Source organism: Mesorhizobium sp. M0991 (assembly GCF_040318915.1).
Classification (GTDB): domain Bacteria; phylum Pseudomonadota; class Alphaproteobacteria; order Rhizobiales; family Rhizobiaceae; genus Mesorhizobium.
The window spans coordinates 1-22115 of record NZ_JAMYNE010000039.1 but is presented as its reverse complement, the minus strand read 5'-3'; the positions used below and the strand labels follow the sequence as shown (position 1 = coordinate 22115).

Here is a 22115-nt window from a genome sequence, read left to right as displayed (position 1 = left end):
GGGAGGCTTTTGTGCATTTTCCTTTGGTCGTTATGTTGAAGAGATGCGTCTTCAATACAGCGATCATCTTGGCCGCGGTTCTTGTGCTCGGCGGAGGGGTTGACCTCGCGGCAGCCCAGCAAATGTGCGGCTCCGCGCTATCGCAGTGCGACCTGCAGACCGACCCCGCATGTCTTGAACGCACCTATGCGTGCGGCGAATATGATACCGTTATCCAGTCGCTCTTCGTCGAGCGGTTCGAACCGACGCCCGACCAGAAATACTTCGTCGGCGCATCGTTCTACGGACGCCATATTCGCGAACGCGCCGCCGGCGTGCAGTGCGAGATGGTGAAGTTCGCGCGCGAATACCTGACCGACTATCTGTCCGGCGTCGAGGCTGAGTTCACCACCAGCGGCTCGTTCGGCACCATGCGACAGATGGATCAAATCTATCATGCCGCGCAGATGCTGACTGACCTCGGCGACGTCACCGGCTGTCCGGAATCGGCGCTGACACGCGCTACCGTCGAGGACATCGCCCGTAGCGAGGCCGTACGTTATGCGCGCTCGGTATTCCTGCAGCCGCCGCCGGAAGCCCGTTCCTCGTTCGACACGCTGCAACTGGCGCTGAGAAGCTTTGTCAGTCGAGCGTCCGATCTCGAAACAGGCATCGCTCTGCGCCGCGTCGAGATCAAATCGGCCGATACGCACTTGAAGGCGATCCGCGCCATTTTTGCAGAGATCTTCGGACCGGTGAGCGGTGCGGGCGCGACGCTGGTCGCCAACACCTCGATCCTCGACGGGCTGGCGGCGAAGACAACGCAGATGCTGCGCTCCGTCGAAGTCTCGGAGGGAGAGTTCAAGCGGGCGCTCGGCGACGTCACGCCTGAGCAATACGCAAATCTCAATCGCAACACTGTTGCAAGCGCCGAGGACTTTCTCAAAATCTCTGCCTTCCACATCAACATGATCGGAGTGCTGCTGCCGACCGATCCGGCAAAGCCCTTCTGGCGACTGGACGCCGAGGTTCATGCCGACAATGCGGCACAGGGCGCATTCAACGATCTCGCCAAAATAAAGGCTGACTGGAAGGCGCACGGCGGTGCGACCGGAATCTGCGCCCAGGCTGGCGCGGCCGACAGGGTGTGGTACTGCCGATGACAAGCATCCGAGACATTGTGCTGTTTCTAATCGTCAGTTGCGTCCTGGCCGGCGAAGCCGGCGCCGCATCGATCCTGGAGCGCGCTTACACGTCGGAGAAGCTTGACAGTTTCTGGAACGCGACGCTCTCTAGCGCGACGCCCGAGACGACCCGGTTCAGCCTGCTCGCCCCCGGTCCCGCCGCCGTCGAACCGAGTCGCGAGGCGACGCAGCCCGATTTCGGCCTGCCCTTCGCCGGCGAGGTAATCGGCGAGGCATCGGCCCCTTCCGGCGGCAGCCGCAGCGTCGGTTTTCCGGTCATCCCGCTTTCGGCCGACGATGCCTCGGTGCTGTTGCGACGCCTTGCCTGGGCGGAGATTTATCTCAGCCGCTACCGCTTCTTCGCCCCAGTTTCGACCGATAGCGCCGAAGAGCTCGCCGCCCTCGTCGGCCGACAATACGCAGCCGCCATCGAGGCTTATCTGGTCACCGGGCGGCTTTACTTCTCGGGGGCCGACTTGCCGGCGAAATGCCGGCATCTGACGAGAATGAACGAAATCGATGCCGGGCCTTTGTCGGGCGCAAGCGCGGATGCGCTGCCTGCCGCCTGGCGTCCGCTATTCCCGATCGTCGAGGCCGTGCGCGCACGGCTCGGCTCGGACGCGCTGGCGAAGCTGGTCTGTTCGGCCAAGCCAGTGCGCGGGCGCGCCGAAACGACCGAGCTGATCGAGACGCGGGTGCGCGGCCAGATCGTCAAGGCAGTCAGGACGAAGGTCGACGATACGCTCAACCTGATGAACGCCGCTTCGACCGAATACCAGTCGCTGGTCAACGAGATGGACGTGTCGATCAAGTCGGCCGAGGTTATGGAGTTGGAGCGTGTGCTCGGCAACGCGCAGGCCAACATGGTGCTCGTCAAGGCGGATCAGCTGAAGGCAGCCGAGACGATCGCCACGCTGCAAGCGGTCGATCTCTCCAGCCTCAACCAGCCGGATTCGCTGAAGGAGTTCGAAGACGGGAAGGCAAGGATGGCGCAGATCGTCGGGCAGATCGAAGGGGTGATGACGGCTCTGTCGGGCCTCACGCATGTTGTCGACGATCCTGCGATCACGGCTGAGCTTTCTTCCTGCGCAGGACTGGGTGGAGCGTATTCAGCGCTCGACCTCACGCTCGACACTGGCGCGCTGACCGCGAAAATCAGCAGCCCCTACGAGGACTGTATCAACCATGCCCGCGCAGTGGTCGCACGGTTCCAGAATCCGTCGCTTTCCAAGGCGCAGATGGCCGAACTTGCCCGGCATGTGCGCCAGATTTCCGAGGTCTTTCTGATGGCGGGGCAGCCATGAGGCGGTTCTTCCTGCTTTGCGGACTGGTCATCAGCATCATCTTTGCGGCTGCGGGAATGGCGCGCGCGCAAGATTGCATGGCGCTCGACGTCGACGCGGCCGCCGGCCATGCCGGCGAGCTGACGACGCTGCTCAAGATCGCCAATTTCCGAGCCGACGTGAAATATATGGGTGAAGTCGCAACCGAACTCGAACAGTTCTTGACGACCTGCGGCGACGAGACGACCGGACGGCTGGCGATCGTGTGCGATTTCGACTGCCACCTGCAACTGGGGCGCTATCGCCTGTTCCTCGCTGCTGACATGCCCTTCCTGTCATCGGCGAGCGGCGTCAGCCGCAACGATACGCCGGTTTCGCCGCAGGCGGCGCAGGAATTCGGCCGGCAAGGGATCGAGATCGTCGACCGGGGCCTTCGCGTTCTCGCCCGACAACAAGGGGGTGACCATGGCACCACGGCGGGAGAGGATGCGAGCTACCGCACCTTCGTGCGGCAGCTGACGGCGCTGTCTTCGCTGAAGATCCAACTGCTGATGAATACCGGCGACGTATGGTACCAGACCCTTTCGGAGGCTCGCGTCAAGGTGCTCGACTTCCTGGTCAGCGATACACTGGGCGCCGTTGGAGGCGCTGGTCTCGACAGCCAACCCAACCTCTCCAAGGCCTACACCAACTACGAAGCCGCGATGTGGGTGCTGGTCGAGACGCAAATGGATATTCCGGGCGAGTCCACCTACGACGACCTGCGAGCCGACCTGCTGCTGCAGCAGAGCGACCTGAACGCACGCATGGACAGTGTGCGCAAGGGTTTCCTGTTCCTCAATATCGACCCGATGCAGTTCACGACGATCCCGTTCGAGGAACTGCAGCAGGCACTGACCGAGAGCGAACAGCGGCTGACCGATGTTGAGCGCAATGTCGAGACGTTGGTTGACCGGTGGTACGCCAACAAAGAGGGCGAAGCGACCCGCGCGATCGACGAGGAGCGGACGATCCGTAGTCAGGAAGTCAACCTGATCGCCCACAAGATCGGCAAGCTGGAACACGAGGCGCAGACTTTCGCCACCACTGTCCAGCAAGAGATCAACGCGGTCGATGCCGAGAAGGACACGTTCGGCTATCGCCAGCAGATCAGGTCGCTGGAGATCGAGCTCGCCACCAAGATCGCCGAGTTCGAGAACCAGCGCCGTCAAATCAACGACAGGCAGGAACTCGACCTGATCGTCCTCTCCAAGGAGGCCGAAATCGAGCGGCGCAACGAACTGCGCTGGCTGCTGAACTGGGAAATGACGCAGATGAACCTCGATCTGCAGATTTCCTCGCTCGAAAGCCAGATCACCGAATATGCCCGCCAGACCGAGCGCAACGCCAACCAGCTCGAACAGGCGGTTCGCCAGCGGCAGATCCTCCAAACGCAAATCACCAACAACCAGGGTGCGATCGCTCGCGCGAACGGAGCAATCACTGAACTGCAACTGCGCCAGACCGATCTCTATCAGCGCCGCCGGGCCGTCGACCGCGAGCAGCTTTGCGGCATCGAGAACCAGCTTGCCTTGATCGGAGAAACGCCGGCCCATCCGTTCACCCCACTGCTGGCGGGTGAACAGCCGTGCCAGACAGTAACGCCGGCGTTCACACGTAACCAGTACGTGGCCCAGATGTGCGGCCCGGACGGACAATCAGGCCTCAGGGCTCAGCTCCTCACCACGCAGACCCAGGCCAGGGCTTTCCTGATGAAGTGCGTCATCGGTGACGCCGATTTCGCCGACGTCGAGCCGCTGATGTCCGATCAACAGATGATCACGTCGAACATCTCGCTGCCGCAGGAACTGGCGAACGTCAGTTGCGGCTCGTTCACGCAGACGGAAACCGACTTCGCCAAGAAACTCTACCAAGCCGAGCGTGACGTCTACGCTAAGAGGAAGGCAGACCTCGAGGAGGCGCGTGACCAGGTCGACGGCCAGCTCACCGAGGTGATCGCCTGGTTCGCCGCGTTCAACGGCACGACGCAGGCCGCGCAGATCACACTCACCGCCATCCAGGCCGCCTACGCGATCTCCGCGGCGATACCCGAGGTCAATGTCTGCGCCTGCGGGCTCGCCAGCGGCGCGGCGACCAAGATCGACACCTCCAAGGTCGTCAAGGCATCGCTCGAAGCGGCGCAGTCGATCCTGTCGACGATCATCGCGACCGGCCGGGTGACGCAGGAGAACATCAACCAGATCAATGGCCTGAAGCAGCGGATCACGCAGCTTCGCCAGGCGAACGAGGAACTCGACCTCGACAAGGCGCTCAAAGCCCGGGCACTCATCGACACCCACTTCCAGCTCGCCGGTCGGCTGGCGCAGGGAGCCGAGGAGATCAAGGAACTGACGCTGCAGGGCTCGATGGCGGCGGTCGACTGCCAGAGCCAGGATCTCGGCATCGACGAGCAGGTGGCGCGACTCACGTCCGACCATGCACGCATACTCGCCGGGCTCGATCTTCAGGCGCGCGAAAACGACATGCTCAGTTTCCAGATCGCCGACCAGCAACGCACGATCGACCGGCTGACCAACGAGATCGCTATTGTCAATCTCGAACTCGACAAGCTGTCCCTGTCGGAAGCTCAGCTCAACGACGACAATGCACGTGTCGCCGAACTGGTCGCCGCAACCAACGGCCGCATCGACCGCGTTCGCGCCGCGCAGACGACCGTGACTGGCCTCGCCGAGGAATCAAATGCCTCTACCAACCTGATCAACGAACTGCGCGACCGGCAGAAGGACAAGATGCTGGCGCTGAACGATGCCGAGCTCGCCTTCGTCGAGCAGCGCATTACACAGTCGCGCGGCAACACCGAGGAACTCGTCGCAGGCCTGAACCAGGCCAAGGAACTCGGTCTCAAGAGCCGCGCGCTGCAGGACAGCATGCTGAAGTTCCAGAGCAACGTTCAGGCCGAGGTGACGAAGCAGCAGGAGGACATGACGAAGCTCGTCACCCAGATTGACGATCCGGCGAGAAGCAAGAATCTGTTCATCGCAACCCAGGACACCGTCGCCGACCTGATGAAGGGCATCCCCGAATATCTGGTGACCAAGCGGCGCGTGCTCGAGACCGCCAACCGGCTGATGCACCTCATGCGCCGCCGCTTTGAAGTGGTGCAGGCCTTCACCGGCGAGGCGGCGACTGTGCCCGTGGTCTATGTGCGCAACGCAACTCAGCTTCAGGCGATGATCGACGACATTGTTGCCAAGCGCTTCTTCGACGAGCGGCAGATCAATATCGATGTCGCCCAGATCGTCGTGCCCGCCAATTCCGGTTTCGCCCGCAAGCTGGCGCTCGACGAGAATGTCGAGTTCGAGGTTTCGCCCTTCGCGTCGACCGACGCGCTGATGAAGGCAAACGGCTATTTCGCGCTGTGGGCGCCCAACAAATTCCGTGAGCGCAAGAACCTGACCCTGATCGATGTCTTCGTCGGCACCGACTATCAGTGCACTGGGGCGCAGTGGAACCGCTTCGCGTTGCAACACCGCGGCAGCGGCTTCGTCCTCAAGCCGCTGACCAAGGGGTCGAGCGAGGTCCGCGCCGACATTTCGGTCGGGCCCGAGCGGGTCGCTTTGCAGACCTTTTTCAACCAGGCCGACAGCGGCGACGAGATCAGCCGGATCATCCGCTACTGGGTGCAGGATCGCTACCAGGCGCGCAAGTTCCCGCGCGCTCCCGGACCATCGAACGACACCAGCCTGATCCTGCCCTATCTCGGTGCGCCGCTGATCGGCTCGTACCGGCTGTCGCTGCAGCCGAGCGACTGCCCCTTCGACGGCGCTGTGTTCACCCTCTATTTCATCTTCGCGAGCGCTCCGTGAGAGCCATGGTCGTCACAGCAGCGCTCGGTCTGGCGCTTTGCGCGACGGGAGCGGCCGCGCGCGACCTGTTTGTCGACAATCTCGCCGGCTATACGATCGAATCGCGCGTTCTCGACGCTCCCAACTGCGAGGGGCCGGCCATTCCGGACGGCACGCTGAAGACCTTCGAGCAAGGCCTCTGCGTCTTCCACCGCCCGGCCCGCAGTCCCGACGACAGCCAACGCGCTGCCAATCTGATGCGCGAGGCGCAGACACGCGGACTGCCGCCTGTCCACCAGCAGCTCGCCGCTCTGATTTCAGGCTTGGCCAACTGTGCCGAGGCGACGCGTCATCTCGACGCCTACCGCGCTTCGGGCAACCAGAGCCGGATGGAACAGACGCTGTTCTGCCGCGACCGGCGGCACAGCCAGGCTGACTTGAATGCGATCGAATGGAACCATGCGCTGTTCGAGTATGCCGACCGACTCGGTTCGAACCGAACGCTCGACCAGAGGCTGGCCGAGATGAGCACCTGCCAGGCCGGCCCCTTGAGCGCCGATTTCGACGCCCAGTGCGGCCTGATCTCCAATCTGTCCGACACCGAGATCGATGCCTTCTCCGACGGGGCGGCCGGCAAGGTGATCGAGAGCTACTTCGCCAGCGTTGAGAGCCCGATCACGGCGATGTTTTCCCGCAAGCTGAAGCGCGCCGAGGGCCTGATGCAGAGTTCGCGCGCCGGCATCGACGACATCAAGACCGGTGCCGATGCAGTGAACAAGGAGTATGCCGCGCTGAACCAGGTCTACGAGGCGGCGCGCGACACCAAGATGGGGTCGATCTACAGCGCCTACCGCGAGGCGATCCTCAGGGCGACCTCGATCCTTGACGAGTTCGACCGCTGGAAAGGCGGGCTGTTCATAACCTCGGAAAACATCAACCTGATGCCGAAGATCACCGAACGGTCGGGTGAGATCACGGGCGAGAAGACCCGCGTCGAAAGCCTCGCCTTCGAAGCCAAGGCGGGCGCGCTGGTCGCAGACATCAAGCGCATCATCAATGCCGACGCCGAGAACCGCGCCACTGTCGCCGCGCTCTGCCGTATCTACTTCTGCGAACTGACCAATCGCCGCGCGATGGCCGACGTCATCCGCACCTGCCGTCGGCCGGCGCTGGCCAACAATCCGCTGTGCGTCGGCCAGAACGGGCAGATCACCAGCGGAAAGCTTACGGTCGACTTCCAGGGGCCGCACTCGATCTCGGTCAAGGAGTTGTGCCAGTCGGCCGGCCTCGATCCGTTGATGACCGAGGTCAACATGGATCCCGTCCGCGCAGCAAGCTGCCTGAGCGAATTGCGATGAGACAGGCGCCCGCCTTGCTCGCCCTGTTTCTCGCGGGCGCTTCGGTGGCCCGCGCCGAGCCGCAGCTTGCTGCTTTCGTGACCGACCAGAACAAGGACGTCTATGTCGCGCTTTTCGACGGCAAGGCGGTGGAACTCGCCGGCTGCACCAGCCCAGGCCAGGCGAAGCGGCTGCTGCATCTGCCCGACACCGCCACGGTCTCGCAGACGACGCTCGCCAAGGTTCAAGCTGAAAACGGCTTTGGGGCGCAGCCGCGGCTGCCATGCCTTGGCACCGCATTCGATATCGACTGGCCGGCGACAACCGCGATCTGGGCCGACGTCGAGGCATCGGGCAATTATTATCTCCCCTCCCCCTCGGGCAGCGGCTATTTTGCCGTGCCCACCGCCTGCGCGGAGATCAAGGCGGCGCTCGCCATCCGCGAGCGACTGCAACTGCCGGGGGTGCTCCAGGGCTTCGTCACGCCGCCCAGCGTTGGGACACCGTTCGTACTCGATTGCGGGCGCGGCGATCTCGGCGGCCCGTTGGACCTAGCAGTGCCGAGCGTCGCCCGCTGGAGCCTGCACCGGTTTGAAACCTTCCTCAGCGCCGACAGCATCGGCGACACGGTCTATGTCGTGCGCTACACGCCGCCCGGCGAAGGCGCGCAGCCCTCCTACCTGCCCATTGTGCGCCTCGACGGCAGGGCGACGCGCGACATCATCGTCGATGCGGCTGCGGCGGAAGCGGTAGAGAAGAAATTGCGAGCATTCTTCGGAATCGCCGAGGCCGAGGCCGTAACCCTGCTCGGCGCCGACGCGGTGGCTGCGCTTCGTTCGGCGCCCTTCGTCGACCTGTGTCTGTCGAATTGCGACGGCTATCAGCGCGAGCACGCGGCCTTCGCGCAGCCGGGCATCGACCTCGGCCTGGCGCCGCTGCCAGCCGGCCCGTCCATCAGCTCGCTTGACCCCCTCGGCAATGCGCGGCTGGACTGGACCTTCGCGGAAGGGCGAAGCCTGTCCTTCACGGGCTGCCCGCTTCTCACCTCGGCGCTCGGCCTGTCTGCCCCCGGCATTGGCGACTGGATGGGCGAGACTGATCGCGCGCTGACAGCCGCTCCGCCGCCGGCTACCGGTTTCGATTGTCGCGGCTCGGCCAGCGATACGTGCGTTCGCCGCATTAATGATGGCGGCTCGCTGACGCTGACGCAATTCTCCGCCGAGGGCGATTGCGCCGGGCGGGTCAATCTCAGGCTCGAACTGCCTGCAGCGGTCCAGGTGCCGCAGACACTGGTCTTGAAGGGATTGCCGTTCCAGACGGTGCATATGGCGCCTGCCCCCGGCGTCGCCCGCACGCGGCTCGTCGGCACCGCCAACCGCGTGCCGGCCGGAACCTCGTCATGCATCCTGTCCGCGACTGGCGTGATCATCGTTGCGGATGGTTTGCCGCGGCTCGAGCTTGAGCGGATCGATCTGGCACGGGCAGCCGATCAAACGACCGACGAGGTCGTCGCCGTGATCGCGCAGAACGGCACTGTCGCGCTCGACAATGTGACGATCGGCACCGTGGCGGACGGATTGTCGCCGGTGGCGCGTGGCGTGTCTCTGTGCCTGGCCGATCTTTATGCGCGCGGCCTCAGGGTGGAAGCAGACATGCTGGCGATCCAAGGCGTAAGGGCACGGCTGCTGATCTCGGCCCAGGCGCCCGCCCGGTCCACTATTGTCCGCGCGCGCTTCGGCGCGGTGCTCACCTCCGACAGCCTGATGCGGGTGGACTTTACCGATGTCGCCGCCGCCAATCCGCTGGTTCTGCGAGGGGCGATCGTGGCGGGCCGCTCGGATAGCTTCGCGCCGACCGCCACTGGCCTTGCGATCGGCTCCGCCATCCAGCTCGAGCGCGGTTCGTCGGCGAATTTCACCACCTCGACGGTATCCGGCTTCCGCTGCGCGGTCAGTTTCGCAGACAGCGGCTCAAGCGCCAGTTTCCTGCTGCCGGGCAACGACATCGCACGCGACAATACGAGCCGGGCTTGCGGGCCAGGCCGCTTCAGCCTGGTCGAATAGAGCGGAAAGGAGAAACCAGATGAACTGCATCGCTTGCTCGCTGCTCCTTCTGCTGACGCTGCTCCTGGCGGTCGATGCCGGTCCGGCCCGCGCCGAGGAGCCGAAGGTCGTCCTGTTGGAGGACCCGACGCTGAACGCCAGCCGCTTGCACTATCCCCTGCTCATCTCCGAAGGACGCGGCTACCGCATCCGCTGCAACGACCAGGCTGACGAAGAGGCGGTGATCCGTGGACTGGGCTTCGCCACCGTTCCGTCGCAAGTGCTGACCGCCGTCGACAATGCGGTCATCGCGGCCGACCCCGCCGCCAATCCGCTGTTGTGTCCGTCCGACGAGAACTACCCGATCAAGGTCTTTGCGCACGACGGTGGCAGCGGGCTCGTCTACTACCTGCAGTTCCCGACCGATTTCGGATCAACATCCTTCTCCGACCAACTCTACATTCCCGGCTGCGCGCCCCTAGTCGCGGAACTGAAACTCAATCTCAATCAGGCGATTGACGCCGATCCCACCGCATTCTTCGCCGGAAAGGTTCATACCATTGCATGCGTCGCCGGCGCGCCACTTGTCGGCCGGCCGACGACCTTTGCCAGCTGGTGCTTCAAGGATGACCTTGATCCCGCCCAGCAGACGACGGTCGAGGAGCTGCTTGCCCTGACACCCGGCGGTGCCTCTGCGCTGGGCAATCCGGCCGCGTGCGCAAGCGCGCAGGATTTTCTCGCGTCTAGCACGACGCTCGACCTCGCCGGGCGACGGCTGACCAACCTTGAGCCGCTGGCGACACTCACCCATCTGACGAGCCTGACCTTGTCCGGCAATGAAATTGCCGACACGCGCGATCTCGAAAAGCTCACCGAGCTGACGTTCCTCGATCTGTCGCGAAACAGGATCAGCAACATCAACGTGGCGGCCGTGATGAAGAAGCTGGCCGACGCCGACCTCAGTTCCAACCAGATCGCCGACCTGCGACCGCTCGCCTCGGCGCGGGCTTTGATGCGGCTGGTTCTGGCCAACAACAAGATCACAGACGTGTCGCCGCTGCGCTTTCTGCAAGAACTCACGGTGCTCGACCTGTCGAAGAACCGGATCGCGGATGCGCGCGCCTTGACGGGCTTGACCAAACTTACCGCTCTGAACCTGCGCGCCAACCGCCTGGCCACGGTGCAGTCCGTCAGCGCCATCCTGCCATTCAACCCTTCGCTGGACGGCAATCCGGTCTGCATCAGTCGACCGGAGCATTCAACCGTCGCCTCCGGGAAGATTTTCGAAGCCTGCATCACGGCAATCAAGGAGGCCGACGTGGTGCTGGCAAACATGCAGACCGGCAAATGCCTGGCCGTTGCCGAGGGGCGCCTCGACAACAACGCGCCGGCAGTACAGTTCAACTGCGACGGCGACCAGTGGCGCCGCTGGAAGCTGGTCGAGACGGACGACGGTTTTCAGCTGCAGAACGTGCGGTCCGGAAAATGCCTGACCATTGCCGGCGGGATCAGCACGGACAACAATATCCCGGCCCTCCAATTCAACTGCGACCGGGACCCGTCGCGACGCTGGAAGCTGACCGCGACCGGCGACGGCTTTCAGGCTGAAAACGTGCAGACGAAAAAATGCCTGACGATTGCCGGCGGGGTGAGCACCGACGACGACATCCCTGCCCTCCAGTTCAACTGCGACCGCGATCCGGCACGGTTCTGGAGTATACGGGCGGCCGACCCCGAGGTCGTGCTGGTGAACCGGCAAACCGAAAAGTGCCTGTCGGTCGCGCAAGGAAGAACCGACAATAACGCGCCGACGGTGCAATTCGACTGCGACAATAGTCAATGGCAGCGCTGGAGGCTGGTCGAAACAGGCGACGGCTTCCAGGTGGCGAACGTCCAGACAGGCAAGTGCCTGACGATTGCCGGCGGAGTCAGCACCGAAAACAATATCCCGGCCCTGCAATTCAACTGTGACGGCGATCCTTCACGCCGCTGGAATCTAATCGAGACGCGCGACGGAGTTCAGGCGGAGAACGTCCAGACGGGCAAGTGCCTGACGATTGCCGGCGGGGTTAGCAACTTGAACAACATCCCGGCCCTTCAGTTCGCCTGCGATCGCGATCCGTCGAGCTATTGGACCGTCAAGGCGGCGGACGAGAGGTAGCGTCGCTAATGGTTCGGGCTGATTGACCTGCATCGATCAGCCTGGAGCCTCGAAAGGAGAAGCCAGATGAAACGCATCGCCCGATCGCTGCTCCTCGGTCTGGTCCTGCTCGTGACCGCCGGCGCCGGCCTGACCCGCGCGGACGAACCGAAGGTTGTGTTGTTCGAGGATCCGTCTCTGGAGGCGAACCGACTGCACTATCCGCTGCTTATCTCCGACGGGCGCGGTTATCGCATCCGTTGCAAGGACCAGGCTGACGAGGAAGCAGTGATTCGCGGACTTGGCTTCGCGACGGTTCCCTCGGAGGTGCTAACCGCCGTCGACAGCGCGATCGTCGCCGCGGATCCCGCTGCCAACCCGCTGCTGTGCCCGTCGGGCGAGACATATCCGATCAAGGTGTTCGCGCACGATAATGGCAGCGGCCTCGTCTATTACCTGCAATTCCCCTCCGATTTCGGCGCGACGACATTTTCCGACCGGATCTACATTCCCAGCTGCGCGCCGCTGGTCACCGAGCTGAAGCTGAATCTCGACCAGGCTCTGAACGCGGATCCCACGCCGTTCTTCGTCGGCAAGATCCACACCATCGCGTGCCTCTCCGGCGCGCCGCTGGTCGATAAGCCGACGACCTTCGCAAAATGGTGCGTCAAGGGCGACCGCACGCCGGCTGAAACGGCGACCGTGATGGCGGTGCTCGATTCAACGCCCGGCGGGGTCTCTGCGCTCGGCAACTCGGCCGCCTGCGCCACCGCCCAGACCTTCTTGGAATCGATCGCGACGCTGAACTTGAACGGCAAGGGCGTGCAATCGCTCGAGCCGATTACAGTGCTGACGAACCTCACCAGCCTGTCGATCGCCAACAATTCGATCGCCGAGCCCGGTCCGCTGGCCAAGCTCAAGACGCTGACCTTCCTCGACATTTCCGGCAATCACATCAGCAACATCAACGCGCTGGCGCCACTGACCGCGCTGACCCGGGCCGACCTCTCCGACAACGACATCACCGACATCCGCGCGCTGTCAGCGCTGGCGTTACTTACGAACCTTACACTCGACAACAACAAGATCGCCAGCCTTGAGCCGCTGCAATTCCTGCAGGCGCTCTCGATACTGTCCATTGGCAACAATGGACTCACAGGCGACATGCTCGAACCGCTCAGCGCGCTCGGCGGGCTGACCAGCCTCAACCTTGCCAACAACAAGATCGATACCTTCGCCAATCTCGGAAGCTTCCCCTCGACGCTAGCCATCAACCTCAGCGGCAACCCAATCGTAGCGGGCGGCGGGCAAAGCTTCGTTGACCTTTGCGTGCTGCACCGCGATGCCGCGACCCCGCTTGGGCAGACCGTTCGCGCCATGGTCGAATTGGAGGGCGGCGGAACATGTTCGGCGGTCGGCAACAAGCTGCTGGCGACCACGGCGCTCGACCTGTCGTCCAAGATCGTCAGCGACCTGCGTCCGCTCGCCACCTTGCCGCAACTCACCTCGCTCAACCTCTCGAGCAATGACATCACCGACGTCGCGCCGCTCGCCGGCCTGACCAATCTCGGCATACTCAACCTGTCAAAGAATTCGATCGCTAATGTCAGGCCGCTGGCGGCGCTGTCGGGCCTGATCAATCTCGATCTTTCCGACAATCCTGTGCAAGCGACTGATTTCCTGTCGGCATGCCTGATGCGCAACCAGACCGACTTTCTGACCCCCGCGCAAGCCGCAGAAGTGAACGCGCTGTTGTCCATCTCAGGCAAGACTGTCTGCGGCAGAGCCTATGACGATCTCAGCTCACGCCAGTTCGCCGATGCGAAGAACCGTGGGTTGACCAGCGTCTCGCTCTTCCAGGTGATGGGCAATCTGACCTCCATCGACCTGTCCGACAACCAGCTGTCCGACGTCTCGGCGCTGTCGGCAGTACCGGGGCTGACAAAACTTTGGATTCGCAACAACCAGATCCCCTCGATTCAAGGGGTATTGCAACTGCGCCGCCTTGAACAACTGAACGTCGACGGCAATCCACTGTCGAACCTGATCGGCATCGGGCTGCTCAACAAGCTCACCAAGCTCTATTTCTCGAACACCCAGGTGCAATCCGTTATGCCGTTGGCGGACCTGCCGTTGCTCGACGACGCCGGAATGCGCAACCTGCCGCTGCAGTACGCCAGCTTCGCTGAATACTGCATCGTCTACCGGTTCGATTCGATCGCGCTCGGCGACTCGCGCGGCTTCATGGCGGCACTCGACAGCCGCATGCAGGCCGGCCACATCGACAGCACCGATTGCAGCGCAGCGCAGAACTGGGCGCAGTCATTGACCAGCCTGACGCTGAACAAGAAGTCGATCATCGCCGTCAACCCTGTGGTCTATTTCCGGGCGCTGGGCGAACTCAACCTGTTCGACAACCTGATCACCGACGCGTCGCCGATCGCATCGCTGACGGGACTTCAGAAGCTGAACCTCGCCACCAACCGGCTGTCGGCCATCCCGCGCTTCGGCTCGAGCGGGCTCAAATACATCTACCTGAATAACAACCAGATCACCAATGTCGGCAATCTGTCGAGCATGCCAGCGTTGTCGGATGTCGATCTGCGCAACAACCGCGTTTTCAATGCGCTGCCGCTCGGCACGCTTCCGGCGCTGTCGGTCGTCGATCTGAGGGGTAACCGGGTTGAGAATTTCGCTCAGGTCCATCCGGTGATCGGAAAGTCCTATCTCGGCAACAACCCGATCTGCTCGTTCCCGCAGCCGCTCCTCCAGCAAGTCGCCGAAGCCTGCAAGCGCGAGCCGTTGCGTATCTTCGATGGAAACATTCACTTGCAAGACGCGATCGCCGTCCAGCCCTCGGTCATCTGTCCACGCCCGAATTGCTTGCAACTCATCATCGTGAGCCCGCACATTCATCAGTAATGCCTGCATCCGGAGAGGTAGTCCCATGTTCGCAAAGACCTTTGCCACTCTCGCAGCCCTGACCGCCGGCGCCGCAGTACTCGGCTCCCCGGCCCGCGCCGAAGACAAATCGGCGACGTCAGTCGTGCAATTGCCCGCGGCGGGCGGCACCGTCTCGCAAGAGGAAGGCAGCTTCTCGCTGAACAACAACACGGGATCCGCGAACTTCACCTTGCCGCTGCCCACCTTGCCGACGCGCGGCCAGTTCGGGCCGCAGATGAGCCTCACCTACAGCCAGTTCGCGGGCGATACCGGCAACGGGCTCGGCATCGGCTGGCAGTTCAACACCCAGGCGATCGCCGTCAATGACGATCTCGGCACGGCCTTGCCCGGCACCAAGCCGGGCGGCGATTTCTTCTCCCGCCTGTCATACATGGGCGCTCGGCTCGTCTTTCTCGGAAACCAGAACGGCGTCTGGGAGTACAAGCCCGAATACGCCGAGGATTTCGTCAAGATCCTCTACCACACTGGCGCGTTCGACGTCGTTTCGCTCGACCTGACAGGCGGCCTGCACACCGATACCATCCCCTCAGGCTTCGAGGTGATTAATGCCAACGGAACGCGGCTGATCTTCAGCGGCGATCCGTCCGTGGCGGAGGGCAATTTCGATATAGCCACCCCCTACGTCACGAAATGGCCGCTGGTTCTGCAGCTCAACGCCAACCGCGAAGCCGTCCGCTACGACTACCAGCGTTTCGGTGGACGCAGCTATCTTACAAAGGCCAGCTTCGCCGGCGGCCAGAGCAGCTATCAGTTCGACTTGATCGAGACACAATCGACGCTCGTCAGCCACACCAATGGCAGCAGACAGGAAAACGCCCGGCTCTACGGCAAGATGACAGCCAAGTTTAAGGACACCGTCTACGGCCAATGGTGCATGGGATATGTCGGCCGTGATACCAGTGACACGTCGAAGTTCATCGTCCGGGCGCATCCGGACTGCCTGGCGAAGGCTCAGGCCGACCTGACACCGCTTATCGATACCCAGTCGGTCAATGTGCTCGACCAGCTGCGCGTGCTTTATCGCTATGGCGACACCGGCGGCGAGGCGCTGGCGCAATCGACGCTGAAGTTCCCGGATATCCATTTCGGCTATTCGTCGTGGACAAGCGCCGAGCTGGCGTCGCGCCCCGTCGTGTTCGAAGCGCCAAAGATGGCGTTCGCTGGCGACATCCCCCCGCAGAATTTCGAGTTGGCCGACCTCAATATGGATGCGCTGGCCGACATCGTGCAGAGCAAGGATGATGGCGCGACCGTGCATCTTGGCAGCGGCGACCTGAACAGCGCCTTCGGCGAAACGAGCCAGCTCATCCTGTCGCGTCCGACCGAGGCTGGACTGATGCGCCAGATCGCGCCACGGCTCACCGACAACCGCTTCGCTTTTGCCGACATCCTTGGTGACAGCTTCGTCGACATCGTCGAAATCGAAGATGGGTTGATGCACGTCTATGATGGCAAGGCCGACGGGACTTTCCCCTATCTCGGCCGCTCGATCCCGCTACTCGGCGTCTCGCCGACGACATTCGCGGGCGGCAACGGCCGCTTCGCCGACGTCAATATGGACAGCCTGTCTGACATCGTCACGACGCGCCTCAACGCTGATGGCCGCACCGAATGGCGGATATTCCTCAATCTCACACGGCGCCAGGCCGATGGCGGTTACAGCGTCAACTTCGGCACGCTGACCAAGGCGTTCCCATTCAACAGCCAGGACGGCCAGATACTCGGTCGCAACAATGTGCGGATGGTCGACATCAATGGCGACCGGCTGCCCGATCTCGTCGTCATCCGCCCAGCCGACCAGGGCTTCTGCCTCTACGAGAACCAGGGCAACGCCTTCTCGACGGACTCGAATGCGTTGCTGTTCGGAGATGCCGCGATCAGCGATCCGGTCTGCGGTCACGGCACCTTCTCGAAGATTGGCGGCATGCTGCCCGGCGATAGCCTCGCCACGATGTGGTACATCGACGCCAATGGGGACGGCATCATCGATTTCGCGTCTATGGGCGAGCGCACCGACCAGATGCGCATCTGGCTCGGCTTTGGCGACGGCACCTACCTGAAAGATCCGCTCGGCATCACACTCAATCTGCGGGTTCAACTCGGCACGTCGACACAGACCTTCGGTTCGCGCGTCGCCGACATCGACGGCGACGGTCAGACCGAAATCATCGTGTTCCAGAAGCCGTCCGGCGATGAGGTGAAGCCCGTCGTCGTCATTGACTTCAACCGCACCGACACGATGCAACTCGTCAAGGCCAACCTGCTCACGGTCGTCGACTTTGATTCCGGCCGGCGGCACGACATTCGCTATGCGACCTCGATCGACGAGATGCTGCGCGACCGCGCCAACGGCCAGCCGACGCGCAACCTGCACTTCCCTGTTGTCGTCGCCAAGCAGCTCGTCACGTCGCAGGGAATACCGGGCCAGGCTCGCGACCAGGTGCAGACGGACGAATATTTCTACCACAACCCATTCTACGACGTGATCAATCGCCGTTTCATCGGCTTCTCGGATGTCGAGAAGGTCGCTTACGGCGACGAGAACGCGGCCGGCCAGCGTGTCACGCAGCGTTCAAGTCTCGATCGCGAACAATATTACACCTTCGCCGAAACGGCGGCTGACCTGAACCTCGCCGGCAAACTGAAGATCCGCAAGATCTATGAAGTGAAGCCCGAGGCGACACTCGTTGCGAGCGCGGAGACAACCGAGACGCTTGATCCGTCGGCGGCGGCGCTGCACTCGCTGTCGACTGCCACGCGCAGCCAGAAGCTGCCGACGACCGGCATGATGCTCAAATGCGAGGCTTCGATTTGGGAAGCCCACCCGAACGGCGACGGCTCGTCATACCTCAGGAAAGTCAAGGAAACTCTAACCGAGTCCGCCGGCGAGGCCGAACAGCAGGAACCGGCGGATCCCGAATGCAAGGATCCGGTTAAAACCCAGACCTATACGGACTTCGACGAATTCAATATGCCCGCCTCGGAAACGGTGCAGGTTCGCGATATCCCGGGACCCGCGGGTTTGACTGTCCAGGGCTTTAGCCGCACCACCCAGACCGGGTATGCGCAATCGCGGGCCGATCTCGCCGCGCTCAGCATTGTCAACGCCGCATCCGAGCGCCGTATCCTTACCGGCACGCGACTGCTCAGCCGTGAAAGCTTCACCTATCTAGCCGACGCGGGCGGTCGCATGGGCACCCGGACGCTCGAAGTCTTTTCAGGCCTCAGCAGCTTGCCGGCGTCGCTCGAGCAGTTCCGCAACGCCACCCGCACGCTCACCAAGAGCATGGCCTATGACGTCTTCGGCAACACCACGGCGCTGTCGGACGACCTAGGGCAGACAGAGGCCGTTCTCTACGAGGAGACCGGCACCCTGCCGCTGAGCCACACCAAGATGGCAGGTGGTGCGTCCGAGCTCAACCAGGTCACGTCTATGACCTACGACGGACCACGGGCCGGAGCTGTGCGGACGATGACGACTCCCCTCGGCATGGTCGTCACCAACGACTATGACGCGCTCGGCCGCAGGATCCACGAGGCGGCAGCCGACGGTGCGGAGAAATTCTACAGCTACAAGATCGGCGAGAGCGGCCTGCCCTCACTGATCCTGACATCGAAGCGCCGCTACAAGAGCGCAGCTGAAACGCCGGAAGGCGAAAGCGAGTTCATAGCCGAACTGGCGGCATATAATGCGCGCGGGAACCAGGTCGCCGATCTGGAAAGCGTTGCCGAGGGGGGCGTGCGGGTCCGCAACTTCGCGCTCTACAATCGTAACGAGAAACTGGTGTTCCGCTGGACCCCATTCGTCGTCAGGAGCTTCGGCGGTGTCGACGACCTGAACCTGCAGAAGGTGTTCGACCTCGGCGACGTTCCGCGCCCGGATCACGAAATCGGCAACGCGTACACATACGACGCGGCAGGCCGCATGGTGCGCGAGTCCTACCCGTCTGGCAAGCTTTCCGAGATGACCTTCGGGCCTTGGGGCACGCACACAATCACGACCTATGCCGATCAGTTCGACGGTACGGTACGGAGCGAGGAATATTCGCTCAGCAACGAGAACGGAGTGACCGGCTTCATCGCCGCCAACGGCGACGGCGTAATGCACATCTCCCGCTTCGTGCGCGATTCCTTCGGCTATTTGAGCGAGATTTGGCTGCCGGGCGAAACCACTCCTCGACGGCTAGTCTACAATTCGGTCGGCGACATCGAATTCCAGTCGATTCCCGGAATGGGCGACCGGTACGCCTTCTACGACGCGCGCGGGCGGCAATCAGCGATCGCGCGCGTCGGCACGAACGGCGAAGCTTCCGTGCAGACGTCCACCTACGACTTCCTCAACCGCAAACTCACTGAGGTTGACGATGGTGTCCTCCATCTTGAATACCGCTACGACCGGGGCGTCGACATCGCCTCTGCGGACGGGTTCGAACTGCCGATCGCATTACCGCTCGACAAAATAACCGAGGTCATAATCCACGATCCCAATGGCCTGTTCGACGCGGTCGAACGCTACGCCTACAATGCCAATGGCCGTATGACGGCCAACGAGGTGGAGATCAACCACGTAAAATATGCCGATCGCTTCCATCACACGCTCGATGGCCGGATTGACTCATCGATTGGCCCACGCGGCCTCGCGTCGAAATTCGCGCTTGGACCGGACAAGAACCTCCGCTCCGTGACGGTATCCCATCCAGACTTCGCCGGCCCGCAGAAAGTGATCGAGAACATCACCTACAATCCGGAAGGACGCATCGAGCGCGTCGACTACCGGCTCGGCGCCTTCACGCAGATGACCTACGATCCGACGACGCTGTTCCTGACGCATATTGTCTCGCAAGCGGGAGGCGTTCCGCTGCAGGACCTGGCGATGGCGTTCAATTCGAACGGCTCGATCACACAGATCGTCGATGCGCTGGGCAGTGGTGCCGGCGGCGCGACCCACGTCGATCGCTCCGGCAGCTTTCACTATGACTTCAAGAACGAGCTCGTGAGCATCGATCGCTACGGCAAGCATGCCGAATTCGGCTATTCGCCGGCCGGCACCTTCGCCCGCAATGACGAGCTCGATCCCGGGGCAGGGATTGTCCCGGCGGCAGCCAGCGCAACCGGCCTCATTCCGGCCGGCAGCGCGTCGAAGCCATATGGTTTCGACGGCTTCGGTCAGCTGGCGACGTCGCCGAACCTTACCGGCACTGTCTTCGACATCAACGGCAGGCTCATCCGAGCGCAGACCGCAACGAACGACGTCTTTTACGGCTACGACCAGACCGGTCGGCGCCTATACAAGAAGGTCGCCACTCCGGACGGATCGAAGCCTGACCAGCTTTATCTCTATCCGGTGGAGACATTCGAGGTCGGCCCAAAGGGCGAGGAGAGCTATGTCAACATTGCCTCAACCAAGTTGGTGCGGCTCGAGCACGGTACCGGCAAATGGTTTTATTACCTCAAGGACCATATTGAGAGCAGCGACTATGTGATCGCCTCGGGCGGCACCCCGGTGGAGCAGATGCTCTATCGGGCATACGGAACCGAGCACAAGCCGGAGCTGCTGGCTCCTGCCTGGGCCGATCACTTGACGGATGTTTCGGGCGAGTTGCCGCGCGAAAAGACGCACCATCGGTTCACCGGCAAATATCTCGACGACGATACCGGGCTCTACTATTTCGGTGCCCGCTACTACGATCCGGCCCTTGGCCGCTTCGTCTCACCCGACCCGCTCTATGTCGGCGATCCTGAGCGCTGCACCGGCAACCCAACCTCATGCAATCTCTTCGCTTATGCCAACAACAATCCGATGGCCTATATCGACCCGACAGGCCTAAAGGAGATCGTGGCCGGCGATGCCGCCTACCGGCGGCAGGTTGAGGAGGACATCCAGCGTACCGACCCGACTGCCCGAGTCGACAGCAAGACCGGCGAGGTTTCGCAAAGCTGGCTCCACGGCGCCTGGCTCGACGTCAAGGACTTCTTCGTGCCCGGTACCGGAATGGATACAGGGCGCGAACTCACCAAAAGGATTGTCGACAGCCCGGAAACGGTGACGATCCAGAACGTCGCCGGCCGTACGGGAACCGATCTCGCCGATCCCACGAAGAACCCGATGACGACACCGGGAGGGGCGATCATCTCTTACGATCCGGCCGCGGCCCGTATCCGCACGTCGAGCGAGTTCGACAAGTCGACCGGCACGGTCGCGAAAAACCCGGCCGACCCTGGCATCGTGCTTGCCCATGAGCAGATCCACGCCTCCCACATCCAGGCGGGGCAGATCTCCGGCATGGGGCCAGCCACCTACAACGGGCTGGATGGAAAGCCGCATACCTCTATGGACGAGGAAGCGCGGACCGTCGGTGTCGGCGGAACGCCGCGGCCTGACGACATAACAGAGAACCAATTGCGCGACATGCTCGGCATCAAGCCGCGCAACCACTACAACTGATTCGCGGCAACGTAGAAGGACGGAGGCATGACATGCGAAACTTCCCTCTCCTTACGGCGGCCCTGGCCGGGCTGGCGATGCTCGCCACCGCGGGGGCGCTCGCCCAATCCATGAACCCGCAGATGAAGGAGCCACAAGCGATTCCGCTCGATTTCCTGACCTGGATCGATCGCGACTCAGACTGGCTGCAGAAGCAAATTGCAGCACTTGGCGGAACTGGAAAGCTCACCATCAATGGCGGCATTCTGGAGACGACAGACCTTGATACCTTGAGGGCAGCCAATCGCATCCGTGCCTTTGCCTACCTCGCGACCAAGGGCCTGAGGCCTCCCTATTTCGATCTGACGATCGCTGCGGGTGATGCGACAGCGCGGTGCGTCACACAATTCCCCCGCAGCATAGCGCCAGGCATCGGTCCCATGGATTTCGCAAGGAAGAGTTTCCCGGCTGACGCTGCCGACCAAACCGAACTGAAATCCTGCACCGTCGCAGGTAAGGGCGGAGACTATGCAGGGCTTGACCGGGCGAGCTTTCGAGATCGCTACTTCGACGCCTCCGGCACATTGAAGCCGGAATTCCAGGACCTCGGCTCCGATCCCGCGTTCAAAGCCAAGGCCATCGATGAGGGCTTCTTCCTGACGACGGAGGACTATAGCGGCCAATTGCAGCTGGACCTGCGGTAGGCAGCTACGAGGTAGCAGCAACAGCCGCGAGCGAACGAGGCTAGCCCAGACGCTCGTGGCCTGCTGCCTGAGTCAGGCACCGCATCGCATGGCTCGGCAATCTGCGCACTCTACTGTCTAACAGATCACTAGAGTCTTTCACGTTTTGACGGAAGCGTATCCGGCGTTTGCGAAGTAGTTTTTGCATTCGCCGGGTTCGATCGTCGCAACGAG

General features: G+C 62.5%; 9 protein-coding genes. All 9 read left to right on the top strand.

The window, feature by feature from the left end:
- Positions 1-68 precede the first annotated feature (68 nt).
- The 9 genes from NKH70_RS31340 to NKH70_RS31300 all read left to right on the top strand — a co-directional run bounded on the left by NKH70_RS31340 (position 69) and on the right by NKH70_RS31300 (position 21902).
- Positions 69-1142, top strand: a complete 1074-nt coding sequence (locus NKH70_RS31340; RefSeq protein WP_353027140.1) for a hypothetical protein — start codon at positions 69-71, stop codon at positions 1140-1142.
- Complete coding sequence (locus NKH70_RS31335) at positions 1139-2467, top strand: hypothetical protein (protein ID WP_352979645.1); 1329 nt, start codon at positions 1139-1141, stop codon at positions 2465-2467. Before NKH70_RS31340 ends, NKH70_RS31335 begins: the two co-directional genes overlap by 4 nt.
- A complete protein-coding gene (locus NKH70_RS31330) occupies positions 2464-6312 on the top strand; it encodes a hypothetical protein (RefSeq protein ID WP_353027139.1) in 3849 nt (1282 codons plus the stop codon). The genes NKH70_RS31335 and NKH70_RS31330 overlap by 4 nt, the downstream gene beginning before the upstream one ends.
- A 5-nt stretch (positions 6313-6317) precedes the next feature.
- Positions 6318-7649, top strand: a complete 1332-nt coding sequence (locus tag NKH70_RS31325) for a hypothetical protein (RefSeq protein ID WP_353027138.1) — start codon at positions 6318-6320, stop codon at positions 7647-7649.
- Positions 7646-9691 carry a hypothetical protein gene (locus NKH70_RS31320; RefSeq protein WP_352979639.1) on the top strand — a complete coding sequence of 682 codons (2046 nt, stop codon included), beginning with the start codon at positions 7646-7648 and terminating at the stop codon, positions 9689-9691. Before NKH70_RS31325 ends, NKH70_RS31320 begins: the two co-directional genes overlap by 4 nt.
- A gap of 19 nt (positions 9692-9710) precedes the next feature.
- Positions 9711-11831, top strand: a complete 2121-nt coding sequence (locus tag NKH70_RS31315; RefSeq protein WP_352979637.1) for an RICIN domain-containing protein — start codon at positions 9711-9713, stop codon at positions 11829-11831.
- 66 nt (positions 11832-11897) lie between these two features.
- Positions 11898-14732: a leucine-rich repeat domain-containing protein gene (locus tag NKH70_RS31310; RefSeq protein WP_353027137.1), complete on the top strand. Its 2835-nt coding sequence runs from the start codon at positions 11898-11900 to the stop codon at positions 14730-14732.
- Positions 14733-14757: 25 nt separating this feature from the next.
- Positions 14758-21219 carry an RHS repeat-associated core domain-containing protein gene (locus tag NKH70_RS31305; protein WP_353027136.1) on the top strand — a complete coding sequence of 2154 codons (6462 nt, stop codon included), beginning with the start codon at positions 14758-14760 and terminating at the stop codon, positions 21217-21219.
- A gap of 32 nt (positions 21220-21251) precedes the next feature.
- Positions 21252-21902, top strand: coding sequence for a hypothetical protein (locus NKH70_RS31300; RefSeq protein WP_352716701.1), 651 nt, complete (start codon positions 21252-21254; stop codon positions 21900-21902).
- Positions 21903-22115 lie beyond the last annotated feature (213 nt).